The following is a 12,093-nucleotide window of genomic DNA, read 5'->3' on the forward strand; positions in this document are numbered from 1 at the left end:
AGGGATGCGGCCGTCGAGCCTACAGGGACAAGGTGAGACCGCACAGCGGTCGAGAAGGTGCCCTGGGGCAAGTATTCACGGCGGGTCTTGCCGGTGGCCGCTCGGAACCATATCCCCGCAGCTGCCAACCATGCCAATGACCACGCCAGGACTCGCCGCCTATTACGCTATGTAGAACATTTATGGGACAGCAGTGTGATTTGATTATTTCCGTGTAGTTCCGTGTGTTTCCGTGGCCAATACGTTTTTTGGTTTCCCCGCATGCGCCTGCGTGCTGGACGGGGTTTTCAGACCTTGAAGTATTCCCGGTACCAGGCCACGAAGCGCGCGATGCCGTCCTCGACCGAGGTGGCCGGCTGGTAGCCGACATCCTGCACCAGATCCTCGACATCGGCGTAGGTGTCGGGTACGTCGCCGAGTTGCAGCGGCAGCAGGTTTATCTCGGCCTTTTCCCCCAGACAGTCCTCCAGCACCTGGATGTAGTGCATCAGCTCCACCGGCTGGTTGTTGCCGATGTTGTAGAGCCGGTAGGGCGCGTTGCTGGTCGCCGAATCGGGGACATCGCTGCGCCAGTCGGGATTCGGTGCGGGGATACGGTCGAGTGTGCGGATCACGCCTTCGACGATGTCGTCGATGTAGGTGAAATCACGACGGTGCTTGCCATAGTTGAACACGTCGATGGGTTTGCCGGCGAGGATGTTGCGCGTGAACATGAACAGCGCCATGTCCGGACGGCCCCACGGCCCATAGACGGTGAAGAAGCGCAGGCCGGTGGTCGGCAGACGGAACAGGTGACTGTAGGTGTGCGCCATCAGCTCGTTGGCCTTCTTGCTGGCCGCGTACAGGCTCACCGGGTGATCGACGTTGTGGTGCACCGAAAACGGCATCGTGGTGTTGGCGCCGTACACCGAGCTGCTGGAGGCGTAGACCAGGTGCTCCACGCCCTGGTGGCGGCAACCCTCGAGGATGTTCACGAAGCCGACCAGGTTGGTGTCGACATAGGCGTGCGGGTTCTCCAGCGAATAGCGCACACCGGCCTGGGCGGCAAGGTTCACCACCCGGTGCGGCTGGTGCTGCGCGAACACCGCGGCGATGGCGGCACGATCCTCGAGGTTCACGCGCACATCGGTGAACCCGGGATACCGGGCGACCCGCGCCAGGCGTGCCTGCTTCAGCTCGACGTCATAATAATCATTGAGGTTATCGATGCCGATGACCTCGTCACCGCGTTCCAACAGGCGCATGGCCAGGTTCGAGCCGATGAATCCGGCTGTGCCGGTGATCAGTACCTTCATGTGGATCCTCGTGATGTGCGGTCGATGCCGGTTACAGACGGCCGTCCACCTGCTCGGGTGGCAGCACGTACTTCACGTCGAACAGGACGCAGGTAGGTTTACCGAAGGCGCGGATGCGCGCTGCGCCCAACTCCACGAACTGCCGGTGCGACACGGCCAGGATGACCGCGTCGTAGTGCCCGCTCGCGGGCTCGGCAGTCATGGCCAGACCATATTCGTGCAACGCCTCCTGCGGATCCACCCAGGGATCGTAGACGTCGACGTCGGCGTTGAAGCCCTGGAATGCCTCGATCACGTCGACGACCCGGGTGTTGCGCAGATCGGGGCAGTTCTCCTTGAAGGTCAGCCCCATGATCAGCACGCGGGAACCGCCGATGAGGATATGCCGCCGGGTCATGAGCTTCACCACGCGTTCGGCAACGTGCGCGCCCATGCCGTCGTTGATGCGCCGACCGGCCAGGATCACCTCCGGGTGGTAGCCGATCTCCTGGGCCTTGTGCGTCAGATAGTAGGGATCGACACCGATGCAGTGCCCGCCCACCAGGCCGGGCCGGAAGGGCAGGAAATTCCACTTGGTGCCGGCGGCCTTGAGGACCTCTTCGGTATCGATGCCCAGGCGCTCGAAGATCAGCGCCAGCTCGTTGATGAGGGCGATGTTGACGTCGCGCTGGGTGTTCTCGATGACCTTGGCGGCCTCGGCAACACGGATGCTGCTGGCCTTGTGGGTACCGGCGGTGATGATCCTGCGGTACAGCGCATCGACGAAGTCGGCCGTCTCCGGCGTCGAGCCCGAGGTGACCTTGAGGATGGTGCTGACGCGGTGTTCGTGATCGCCCGGGTTGATACGTTCCGGGCTGTAGCCGACGAAGAAGTCCCGATTGAATTGCAGCCCCGACTCGCGCTCCATAATGGGCACGCAGACCTCTTCCGTGGCGCCAGGATAGACGGTCGATTCGAAGATGGCGACGTCACCTTGCTTGAGTACGCGGCCAATGCTGCGGCTGGCGCTCTCGAGGGGTGTCAGGTCCGGACGTTTGTAGCGGTCGATGGGCGTCGGCACGGTGGCGATATAGACGTTGCAGCCGGCGATGTCGTCGAGATTGTCGGCATAGCTCAGCCGGGTCGCGGCCGCCAGTTCCTCCGGCGAGACCTCCAGGGTGCCGTCGTGCCCGGTCCGCAGTTCGGCAATGCGTTCGGCCTGGATATCGAAACCCATGGTCGGAAAGCATTTACCGAACTCCACCGCCAGCGGCAGGCCGACATAGCCCAGACCCACCACCGCAATCTTCGCGTCTTCCACCTTCAGCATGTTGCTATCCTTCTCGCGGCGTCTTTAGTTGTTTGTGAACCCCGGCACTGCGCCCATACCGGCGCCCGGCAGGCCCATGCATGGCCGCAAATGGCGCGTAGTCTACCGTAGTCCACCGGCCGGCGGCGACTGTTGGCCAGCCGTTTTGGCGCCCTGCGCTGTCAGGCTTTTCCGCAGCCGATCCTGGGCTTACGCCCACAGTCCGGCCAGCGGGGTCCGGTGCGCACGGCCGGCCGGTCCGTCTATCGAATTAACCGATTGGTTGGACAGGGATCTTGCAGTAGCATCAAGAGCGCTGTCCCTGAAAAAAAGACAGTGCAGGCTTTCATCGGGCTCTAGGGAAGGCATCACGATGGATTCCAAAAACTATTACACCCCCAATGAGGTGGCCCAGCTGTTCATGGTGTCACCCGTCACCGTCCGGCAATGGGCACAGAAGGGGCTGCTGCACGCAGCACTGACCGCGGGCGGCCACCGCCGGTTCCTGCATCAGGAACTGATCCGCTTCGCCGAGGAGCGCGGGCTGACGCCGAATTGGCCGGTAAATGGCGGCAAGCATGTCCTGATCGTCGAGGACGACCTCCACTTCGGTGAATTCCTCCAGGCCTTTCTCGGCGGACGCCCCGGCGTCGATGGCGTCGAGATCGCAACCAACGGCTTCGAGGCCGGGCGCCGGGTCGAGACCCTGCACCCCGATATCGTGCTGCTCGACCTGACCATGCCCGGACTGGACGGCTTCACGATCTGTCACCGGCTCAAGGGCGATCGCGGCACCCGCGACATCCGCGTGATCGCCATGAGCGGCGCGCCGACGACGGATAATGTCCAGCGCATCCTGGCGGCCGGTGCGGAGGCGTGCCTGCCAAAGCCGATCGATACCTATCGGCTGCTGGAACTGCTGCACCTCGATGAACCGGGTGTCGCCGCGCACTGAGCGGCGGGTGCACGACGGGGGTAGGGCTGGGGTGCGGGTGGTGTGCGGTCAGTACCCCGGGCAGATGGCTGGCGGGCGTCAGTCCCGGCCAGGCGACTGCCCGTCTGCGGCCATCCGCCGCCAGATGCAGCGCCCGTCGCTGGCTGCGTCGATCGCCTGCAGGCGCGCGGCATGTGCCTGCTCCTCGGTGCGGCTGGCGCGGATCACGCGCAGCGGCGGACGCGTCGCGCTCAACCGGCGGATGACCGCACCACCTGCGGCCGTCGTGTCCGCCTGCGCGCCTTCCAGCGACAGGCTGCTCTGCCCGCCCGTCATCGCGAGATAGACGTCGGCGAGGATCTCCGCGTCCAGCAGGGCACCGTGCAGCTCGCGCCGCGTATTGTCGACGGCGTAGCGCTTGCAGAGGGCGTCGAGATTGTTCTTCTGTCCCGGGTGCAGGCGCCGCGCCAGGGCCAGTGTATCGAGCACAGCGCAGTAGCTGCCGATGTCGCCGTGGTCTGCGCCCAGCAGCTTCAGCTCATGGTTGAGGAACCCCACGTCGAAAGGCGCGTTGTGGATGACGAGCTCGGCATCGCGCACGAATTCCAGGAAATCCTCGACGATGTCGGCGAAGCGCGGCTTGTCGGCCAGGGACGCGTCGGTGATGCCGTGGACCTCGACGGCCCCGGGATCGATCAGCCGGTCGGGCTGCAGATACTGATGGAAACTGCGGCCAGTGTGCCGGCGGTTGACCAGTTCCACGCAGCCAATCTCGATGATGCGATGCCCGTCGGCCGGTTCCAGGCCGGTGGTCTCGGTATCCAGCACGATCTGACGCATCTTCTCATTCCTCCCCTACCCAGGTTCACTCAGACCCTGACAGCGCATACGGAAGCCGATTTCTTGGAAATATGGCCACGGAAGCACACGGAACAACACGGAAATGATTGGTCGCAGGGCGCATCGAGGCGTAGCCTGACGCACCAGAACAGGTAGCAACCGCGCGGCTTGTTCGCTGGGCTTTTACATGCAAGTAGTTTCGACTTGATCTGACACCTGCCGCACCGAAATCCCGCGCCACGGTGCGTTGCTTACGCCGACGCATCCTACCCGGGATTTTGCCATAAGCATTCTTTCCGTGTTGTTCCGTGTGCTTCCGTGGCCAAGCGGGTGTACGTACCGGCCGTTCCACTCAGTCCCGTTGCAGCAATTCGTCGATACCCCGGTTGGCCAGTTGATCGGCACGTTCATTCTCCGGATGTCCGGCATGACCCTTTACCCAGTGCCAGGTGATGTCGTGCTGCGCCGCGAGCCGGTCCAGCTCCTGCCACAGATCGACGTTCTTTACCGGCTGACGCGCGGAATTCTTCCAGTCCCTGCGTTTCCAGCCGGGCAGCCATTCGGTGATGCCCTGCTGCACGTACTTGGAATCGGTCGTCAGCCGCACCCGACAACGCCGCGTGAGCGATTCCAGGGCGCGGATCGCGGCCGTCAGTTCCATGCGGTTGTTGGTGGTGTGCACCTCGCCACCATGGAGTTCCTTCTCGGTGCCGTTGAAGCGCAGCACGGCGCCCCAGCCGCCCGGGCCCGGATTGCCGCGACAGGCGCCATCGGTAAAGATCTCCACGACTTTGGTACTCATGACAGTCGGTCCCGGCGGCTCGGTTCGACCAGCCCCCCGAGCAGACTGCGGCGGGGACGCCAACGCGGCCGGATGGGCGTCAGCCCCACCACGCGCTTACGCGCCAGCAGCTGATAGCCGGCCGCCGGTATGGGCCAGCCGCGCCGGGCCAACCGGTCCAGGACCTCCAGGCGTTGCAGCGCGAATCCGCCCTGCAGCGGCGGCCGGAAGAACAGCGGTGTGCAGGCGACGGTATCGAAACCCAGCAACGCCAGCCAGTCCCGCACCCGGGTCTGGCTGATGAAGCGGCCGGTCCAGGGCGCCCGGCGCCGCCAGCCGTACAGCAGGCGCCACAGACCCCACAACCCGTACGGATTGAAGCCAAGGATCAGTACATGCCCCTCCGGGATCAGGCAGCGATCGACCTCGCGCAGCACCTCGTGCGGCTGCTCCACGAATTCGAGGGTATGCGGCAGGATCACCACGTCCAGGGCGTCGGTGCTGATCGGCAGGGCCTGGGCGGCCCCGACCAGGCCGGCCGTAGCGTGCGGCGTGCGGGGCATCACAATCCGGTGGCCGATCCGACTGGCGCCCAGGGGCGATGCCCCCCAGGGAGGAGACACCAGCAGCAGATGAAAGCCAAAAAGAGTAGAAATTACTTCGCGAACAGATGACAACTCGACGTTTTCGTATGCTTTTCCTAATGGTGTCTCATACCATTCGCTAAGCCCTGCCAGACCATCGGCATCACTCAGGGGGGGGCTGGGGCGGCGCGGCTTCATGGTCGTGCATCATACCCGAACTCCAGTGATGCGCGCAGACGCCGAAACCACGATGTAGTCGGTTGACCCATCCACCCGCGGCTGTCAGCATGCCGGCCGGACCATTGGGGGAAAGTAACGATGCCGGGAAGGATTTTCAAAATCGGGGCGCGTTGCGGCCTGTACGCCGTGCTCTGCACCTGCCTCGGCTGCAGCCTGCAGGCCGTCAGCCACCAGACGCCCGAACAAGAACACCTACCGGCCACCGCGATGCTGCCGGTGACGGCGGATCAGGATCGGATCTCCGTGGCAACCGACCTCCCGGACGGCAGCACGGAGGACCCGCTGGAATCCGTTTCCGGTACGAGGCCCCTGTTGGCCTGGGAGCGCATGCGCGAGGAGTTCCGCCTGCCCGAACAGCAGCATCGGCGCCTGGATGTCCACATCGACTGGTTCCAGCGCAACCCCGCCTACCTCGACCGGGTCTTCGACCGCGCCGACCCCTTCCTCGCCTGGATCCTCGACCGGCTCGAGGAACACGACATGCCGGCCGAGATCGCACTGCTGCCGATCGTCGAGAGTGGCTTTCAACCCTTCGCCTATTCGCACGGCCGCGCCGCGGGGCTGTGGCAATTCATTCCGGGAACCGGCGACCGCTTCGGTCTGAAGCGGAACTGGTGGTACGACGGCCGCCGCGACGTGGTCGACTCCACCCAGGCCGCGATCGAATACCTGTCCTATCTGCATCGCTACTTCGACGGCGACTGGCTGCTGGCACTGGCCGCCTACAATTCGGGGGAAGGGACGGTCAAACGGGCCGTGGAGCGCAATCGCGCGCAGGGCAAGCCCACCGACTTCTGGCATCTCGACCTGCCGCGTGAGACCCGCGAGTACGTACCCAAGCTGCTCGCCCTGCGCGACATCGTCGCCGACCCCGACCGCTATGCCATCGAACTGCCGGACCTGGATGCCGAGGCGCAGATCACGCTGGTGGACACCGCCGGCCAGATCGACCTGGCCCTGGCCGCCGACCTCGCCGATCTGAACATCGCCGAACTCTACCGCCTCAATCCCGGCTTCAATCGCTGGGCCACCGACCCGAACGGGCCGCACCGCCTGGTAATCCCGGTGGCTGCGGCGGAGGGCTTCGCTGCCAATCTCGCCGGGCTGCCCGACGAGCAACGCATCACCTGGAAGCGCCATCAGATCAAACGCGGTGAGACCCTGGTGCAGATCGCGCAGCGCTATCACACGACCGTGGCATTGCTGCAGAAGACCAACGAACTGAAGGGCCACAATATCCGTATCGGCGATCATCTGTTGATCCCGGTCGCGCAACGCGAACTGACCGCGTATACGCTCAGTGCGCCCCAGCGCGAACGTGCGCGGGTCGAGACCAAGGTCAGCCAGGGTGCTGGCACCTATACTGTCGGCAGCGGCGATACCCTCTGGGAGATCGCCCGCCGCCACCAGCTATCCGTCGCCCAGCTGGCCCGCATGAATGGCATGGCCCCGCGTGACCTGCTGCGACCCGGCCGCACGCTGGTCGTCGGCAAGGGCGCCAAGGCCACCACCGTCTCGGCGCACCCGGTCGCGCCCCGTCAGAAAGTCCACTACACCGTCCGCCAGGGCGATTCGCTGGCGCGCATATCGCAGCGTTTCCGCGTCTCGGTCGCCGACCTGCGCAGCTGGAACAAATTGAACACCCAGGCCTATCTGCAACCCGGTCAGCACCTGGTTCTGTACGTGGACGTCACCCGCCAGGCGGGTAACAGCTGACGGGCGGGGAAGAAGACAGGTTTTACCAAAACCTGCATCAACAAAGCCTCACGCCGTGTTCACCCCGCATGTCGCCGGCAACCAGCCCCTGCCCGGCACCCGCGCGCCTTCGCATTGAACGCCGTTCGAGTGTTCAGCCGCCGTAGGCCGCCATCGCCGCGCGGACGGCGGCACCGGACTGGATCGGCGCCTGCATGTCGGTCAGCACGGTATCCAGGGCACCGAGGCAGAACAGGACATTGCGCTGACTGGCCGCGTGGCCCATCAGACCGATGCGCCAGATCCGCCCGGCCATCGCACCGAGCCCCGCACCGATCTCGAGGCTGTATTCCTGCAGCAGACGGGCGCGCACCACGGCCTCGTCAATGCCGTCGGGCACGCCGATGGCGTTCAGCTGCGGCAGGCGCGCCGCGGGTTCGACCACGAAGCCGAGTCCCATGGCCTCGATACCGGCACGCAGCGCCTCGTGATGCCCACGATGGCGTGCCCAGGCGTTCTCCAGCCCCTCTTCCTTCAACATCACCAGCGCCTCGTGCAGCGCGTACAGGGTGTTGACGGGTGCGGTGTGGTGGTGGGTGCGCTGCGTGCCACCGCCCCAGTAGCCGAGCACCAGATTCAAGTCCATGAACCAGCTCTGCACCCGTGTCACCCGGCCCTTCACCTTCTCCAGCGCGCGCTCGCTGAAGGTCACGGGTGACAGCCCCGGTACGCAGGACAGGCATTTCTGCGTGCCCGAGTACACCGCATCCAGCCCCCAGGCATCGACGCGCAGCGGCGTGCCGCCGAGCGAGGTGACGGTGTCGACGAGGGTAAGACAATCGTAGCGCTGCGCGATCCCGGCCAGTGCCCTGGCATCCGACTGCACACCGGTGGAGGTCTCGGCATGGACGAACGCGAGGATCCTTGCATCCGGATGGGCCTTGAGCGTGTCCTCGACCTTGTCCGGATTGACGGGTTCACCCCAGGTGTCCTCGATCATCACGGCCGTGCCGCCAGCGCGTTCGACATTCTCCTGCATGCGCCCGCCGAACACACCGTTGCGGCAGACGACCACCTTGTCGCCCGGCTCGACCAGATTCACGAAGGCCGTCTCCATCCCCGCCGAGCCCGGTGCCGAGACCGGCATGGTCAGGGCGTTTTCGGTCTGGAAGGCGTAGCGCAGCAGGTCCTTCAACTCATCCATCATGGCCACGAACAGGGGATCGAGATGGCCGACGGTCGGTCGGCCCAGGGCCTCGAGGATGCGTGGCGGCACATCCGAGGGCCCGGGCCCCATCAGAGTGCGGTGCGGGGGGTGGAAGGATTTCGCGGTCATGGGATTCCTCTCGTGGCGGCGGGCGCAGGCCCGCAACGGATAAGTCTAACAACCTCAGCAAAATCAAGACAGAATCGAGTGTGCTGGCAGCTATTGCGGCGTGCTATCCAGGTCCACCCAGCCCCTCCAGCTGGTCCCGAGAACGCACGCTAGATAGTTGTTTTACTGACAAATATCAAACATGTGTGCAGCCTGTTGCAATTTGTTTCGAGGGTTGATATAGAATCGAGCGATCACCTGATCGACAGGTCATGTGATTAACCGATCATAAACTATTGGGAGATGTATTTATGGCCCTGAAGTCCTCTGTGAAGACCCTCAGCCTCGGTCTGGCGGCCGCCCTCGGCGTGGCCCTGGCCATCGGCACCCAGGCGGCGCCCCAGCAGCCGGTGCCCGCCGACCAGCAGATGCAGAAGATGCTGCAGATGTACACGCCGGAACTGCGCGAAAAAGTGAAGGCGCTGTCGCCCGAAACCCGCAAGCAGCTGCTGGAAATGCTCAGCATACACACCAACCGCAGCACCAAGGCGACCTTCCGTCAGGTCATGCAGGAGGTCCTGAACGACTACCAGGCGATCACCGCCGGCATCGCCACCGACAATGCGGAGATGACCGCCGATGCCGCCCGGCGCCTGGCCAACCACCGCCTGCCCAAGGGCGGCCTGTACCCCTACTTCGCCCTGGACAACATCAACGATGCGGACATGACCATTCTGCCGGCCATGAATGCGGCCGTGGAAGGCAGCGCCCTGAAGCTCGCCGAGGCCGCCGACCGCGGCGATATGGCCACCGCGGCGACCCACCTGAGCGAGATCATGACCGGTTGCGTCGGCTGCCATGCGAAGTTCCGCGGCCAGCCCGGTGTATCCGACCGGCTGCTCAGCGCGGGTCAGTGAAGCCTGTCCGATAAAAACCGCCCGATGAGAACTGCCCGATGAGAACTGCCCAATGAGAACTGCTAAGACGGTTCAATCACCAGAGAGGAATGACATGAAGAAAACCATCGCAATCGTAGCGGCGGGCTCGGCCCTGAGCCTGTCCCCGGCGGTCTTCGCCACCAACGGCGACCAGATGCTGGGCGTGACGGCAACCCAGTGGGGCCGTGCCGGGGCCGTGATCGCACAGCCCGAGGACGCCGGCACGGTCCTCACCAACCCGGCGGCGCTGGCCAACCTGGATATCGAGGAGGTCCGGGTCGACATGGGCTTCGGCATCCTGAACCCGCCGCGCAAGGCCAACGGCGTGGACAGCGATTCCGACGCCTATCTCATCCCTTCCGGCGCCTTGGCCCTGCGGGTGAATCCGCGGTTGGTGTTCGGCATGGGCATGGCCGGGCTGTCGGGCATGGGTGTGGACTTCGACGATATCCGGCCCACCATGGCCGGCAATCAGACTGTGGTCACCACCAAGCAGTTCTACAAGATCGCCCCGGGCTTCGGTTTCAAGGTCAACGACAAGCTGAGCCTCGGCGCGGCCTTCAACCTGGACTACCAGAGCCTGGCCATCCACAACAACATGTTCACCCTGCCGCAGACCCAGGTCTACGGTTGGGGCGGCACCTTCGGTCTGACCTACGATATCAACGACAAGGTACGTCTGGGTGCGGCCTACGCCACCAAGCAATGGATGAGTGAGTTCGAATGGAACAGTACCGCGGGCAGGTACAGCATGGACATGGATGCGCCACCCACGCTCACCCTGGGCGTGGCGGTGAAGCCCATGCCCGGTCTGGTGATCGAGGCCGACGTCAAGCAGATCTGGTTCTCCGATGTGCTCGACCGCGTGTCCTTCAATACCCCGGGGGGCGCGAGCAGTATGAACTTCGGCTGGGATGACCAGACGGTCTTCGCCCTGGGCGTGACCAAGCAGATCAACAAGAAGATGCTGGTGCGGGCCGGCTACAACTACGGCGAGAGCCCCATCGGCCCCGAGGACGTGGACAACAACATCGGCTCGCTGGCGATCACCGAGCATCACCTGTCGCTGGGTCTGACCCGCTATTTCAGCGACAAGGTGGCGGGCTCGCTGTCCTATGTGCACGCCTTCCAGAATGACATCACCAGCTCGACGCCCAGTGGCAACAAGATCGAACTCGAGCAGAACATCGTCAATCTGCAAATCACCTACCAATTCTGATCAGGAGGTAACAACGTGACTGTCGACAACATCGTCCATATCTTCGCCGGCATCGCCATCCTCGCCGGCATCGCACTGAGCCATTTCGTACACCCCAACTGGATCTGGCTGGTGGTGTTCGTGGGCGCCAATCTGCTCCAGAGCGGCTTCACGAAGTTCTGCCCACTGGCCTTCATGCTGAAGAAGGGCGGCGTGCGCGAAGGCAGCTGCTGTTGACGGACGGTGGGCCGGGTGGATCGCCGCCCGGCCCACCTTTCTCCAGGCCGATCGGGCTGTTAAAGTACAACCCCGCCGCGGCACCGATCCTGCCCGGCTGCGGTACAAGAGAGCAGGTATGGACACCCCCAGAAGGCGCAGACGCAAATCCGCCGAGGTGCGCCGTCACGACATCATCATGGCGGCGATGGAGCTGCTGCGGACCCAGAGCGTCGCCCAGCTCACGACCCGCGCACTGGCCCAGGCCGTCGGCATCGCCCAACCCACGCTGTTCCTGCATTTCGGCAGCCGGACGCAGGTGCTGCTGGCACTGGTCGACCATGTCCAGGAACAGCTGCAACAGGGATTGCAGAGTCAGAACCTGCAGCAACTCACGCCCCTGGAGCGGCTGCGGAAGGTGATCGGATTCCACCTGAAATTCATCCAACGCCAGCCCGGCATCCCGCGGCTGCTGTTCTCCGAAGAACTCCAATCCGGTGACCCGGCGCTGCGTGAACGCATGCACGGTCTGATCGGGTTCTTCCTGGACTTCCTGCGTGCCCAGATCCGCGAGGGTCAGGCGCGCGGTGAGTTGCGCGCCGATCTGGACCCGCAACAGTCGGCCTGTCTGCTGGTGGCATCGGTGCAGGGGCTGGCCTTCCGCTGGGTCCTGTCCGAGTTCCGTTTCGTGCTGGAGGAACAGGCCGATCTGATGGTTTCCACCTTTCTCGACGGCTGGCAACCACGCCACGGCGGCGACTGACGGACG

General features: G+C 64.3%; 12 protein-coding genes. 6 read left to right on the plus strand and 6 right to left on the minus strand.

The window, feature by feature from the left end; genetic code table 11:
• Window positions 1-287: 287 nt before the first annotated feature.
• Window positions 288-1,295: an NAD-dependent epimerase gene (locus K8I04_08100; protein MBZ0071673.1), complete on the minus strand. Its 1,008-nt coding sequence runs from the start codon at window positions 1,293-1,295 to the stop codon at window positions 288-290.
• A 31-nt stretch (window positions 1,296-1,326) separates the two neighbouring features.
• Window positions 1,327-2,604, minus strand: coding sequence for a Vi polysaccharide biosynthesis UDP-N-acetylglucosamine C-6 dehydrogenase TviB (gene tviB, locus K8I04_08105; protein ID MBZ0071674.1), 1,278 nt, complete (start codon window positions 2,602-2,604; stop codon window positions 1,327-1,329).
• Window positions 2,605-2,956: 352 nt separating this feature from the next.
• On the opposite strand from tviB, the gene K8I04_08110 reads away from it, so the two are divergent.
• Window positions 2,957-3,538, plus strand: coding sequence for a response regulator (locus K8I04_08110; protein ID MBZ0071675.1), 582 nt, complete (start codon window positions 2,957-2,959; stop codon window positions 3,536-3,538).
• 78 nt (window positions 3,539-3,616) lie between these two features.
• Here K8I04_08110 and dnaQ read toward each other — a convergent pair whose 3' ends face one another.
• The 3 genes from dnaQ to K8I04_08125 all read right to left on the minus strand — a co-directional run bounded on the left by dnaQ (window position 3,617) and on the right by K8I04_08125 (window position 5,701).
• Window positions 3,617-4,357: a DNA polymerase III subunit epsilon gene (dnaQ, locus tag K8I04_08115; protein ID MBZ0071676.1), complete on the minus strand. Its 741-nt coding sequence runs from the start codon at window positions 4,355-4,357 to the stop codon at window positions 3,617-3,619.
• Between the two features lie 352 nt (window positions 4,358-4,709).
• Window positions 4,710-5,159 carry a ribonuclease HI gene (rnhA, locus tag K8I04_08120; GenBank protein ID MBZ0071677.1) on the minus strand — a complete coding sequence of 150 codons (450 nt, stop codon included), beginning with the start codon at window positions 5,157-5,159 and terminating at the stop codon, window positions 4,710-4,712.
• On the minus strand, window positions 5,156-5,701 hold the full coding sequence (locus tag K8I04_08125) for a class I SAM-dependent methyltransferase (GenBank protein MBZ0071678.1): 546 nt from the start codon (window positions 5,699-5,701) through the stop codon (window positions 5,156-5,158). The genes rnhA and K8I04_08125 overlap by 4 nt, the downstream gene beginning before the upstream one ends.
• A gap of 339 nt (window positions 5,702-6,040) precedes the next feature.
• Here K8I04_08125 and K8I04_08130 point away from each other — a divergent pair, with 339 nt between their 5' ends.
• The gene (locus tag K8I04_08130; protein MBZ0071679.1) at window positions 6,041-7,678 is read left to right on the plus strand and encodes a LysM peptidoglycan-binding domain-containing protein; all 1,638 of its coding nucleotides are present in this window, start codon (window positions 6,041-6,043) and stop codon (window positions 7,676-7,678) included.
• Between the two features lie 133 nt (window positions 7,679-7,811).
• On the opposite strand, the gene K8I04_08135 is transcribed toward K8I04_08130, so the two are convergent.
• Complete coding sequence (locus K8I04_08135) at window positions 7,812-8,993, minus strand: alanine--glyoxylate aminotransferase family protein (GenBank protein ID MBZ0071680.1); 1,182 nt, start codon at window positions 8,991-8,993, stop codon at window positions 7,812-7,814.
• A gap of 290 nt (window positions 8,994-9,283) precedes the next feature.
• Between K8I04_08135 and K8I04_08140 the strand changes: the two genes are divergently transcribed.
• From K8I04_08140 to K8I04_08155, 4 genes are all read left to right on the plus strand, one after another.
• Window positions 9,284-9,889 carry a hypothetical protein gene (locus tag K8I04_08140; protein ID MBZ0071681.1) on the plus strand — a complete coding sequence of 202 codons (606 nt, stop codon included), beginning with the start codon at window positions 9,284-9,286 and terminating at the stop codon, window positions 9,887-9,889.
• 94 nt (window positions 9,890-9,983) lie between these two features.
• Entirely contained in the window at window positions 9,984-11,129 is a 1,146-nt protein-coding gene (locus K8I04_08145) for an outer membrane protein transport protein (protein MBZ0071682.1), read from the plus strand.
• A gap of 15 nt (window positions 11,130-11,144) precedes the next feature.
• Window positions 11,145-11,345 (plus strand): DUF2892 domain-containing protein, encoded by a 201-nt coding sequence (locus tag K8I04_08150; GenBank protein ID MBZ0071683.1) that lies wholly within the window; start codon window positions 11,145-11,147, stop codon window positions 11,343-11,345.
• A 187-nt stretch (window positions 11,346-11,532) separates the two neighbouring features.
• A complete protein-coding gene (locus tag K8I04_08155; protein MBZ0071684.1) occupies window positions 11,533-12,087 on the plus strand; it encodes a TetR family transcriptional regulator C-terminal domain-containing protein in 555 nt (184 codons plus the stop codon).
• The last annotated feature ends 6 nt before the right edge of the window (window positions 12,088-12,093 follow it).

This window comes from Gammaproteobacteria bacterium, assembly GCA_019911805.1.
GTDB lineage: Bacteria > Pseudomonadota > Gammaproteobacteria > Thiohalobacterales > Thiohalobacteraceae > JAHJQQ01.

Bases quoted from the DNA above. Each gene is read 5' to 3' on its own strand.
- K8I04_08100 (MBZ0071673.1), bottom strand. From the start codon at position 1,295: ATGAAGGTACTGATCACCGGCACAGCCGGATTCATCGGCTCGAACCTG.
- tviB (MBZ0071674.1), bottom strand. From the start codon at position 2,604: ATGCTGAAGGTGGAAGACGCGAAGATTGCGGTGGTGGGTCTGGGCTAT.
- K8I04_08110 (MBZ0071675.1), top strand. From the start codon at position 2,957: ATGGATTCCAAAAACTATTACACCCCCAATGAGGTGGCCCAGCTGTTC.
- dnaQ (MBZ0071676.1), bottom strand. From the start codon at position 4,357: ATGCGTCAGATCGTGCTGGATACCGAGACCACCGGCCTGGAACCGGCC.
- rnhA (MBZ0071677.1), bottom strand. From the start codon at position 5,159: ATGAGTACCAAAGTCGTGGAGATCTTTACCGATGGCGCCTGTCGCGGC.
- K8I04_08125 (MBZ0071678.1), bottom strand. From the start codon at position 5,701: ATGCCCCGCACGCCGCACGCTACGGCCGGCCTGGTCGGGGCCGCCCAG.
- K8I04_08130 (MBZ0071679.1), top strand. From the start codon at position 6,041: ATGCCGGGAAGGATTTTCAAAATCGGGGCGCGTTGCGGCCTGTACGCC.
- K8I04_08135 (MBZ0071680.1), bottom strand. From the start codon at position 8,993: ATGACCGCGAAATCCTTCCACCCCCCGCACCGCACTCTGATGGGGCCC.
- K8I04_08140 (MBZ0071681.1), top strand. From the start codon at position 9,284: ATGGCCCTGAAGTCCTCTGTGAAGACCCTCAGCCTCGGTCTGGCGGCC.
- K8I04_08145 (MBZ0071682.1), top strand. From the start codon at position 9,984: ATGAAGAAAACCATCGCAATCGTAGCGGCGGGCTCGGCCCTGAGCCTG.
- K8I04_08155 (MBZ0071684.1), top strand. From the start codon at position 11,533: ATGGAGCTGCTGCGGACCCAGAGCGTCGCCCAGCTCACGACCCGCGCA.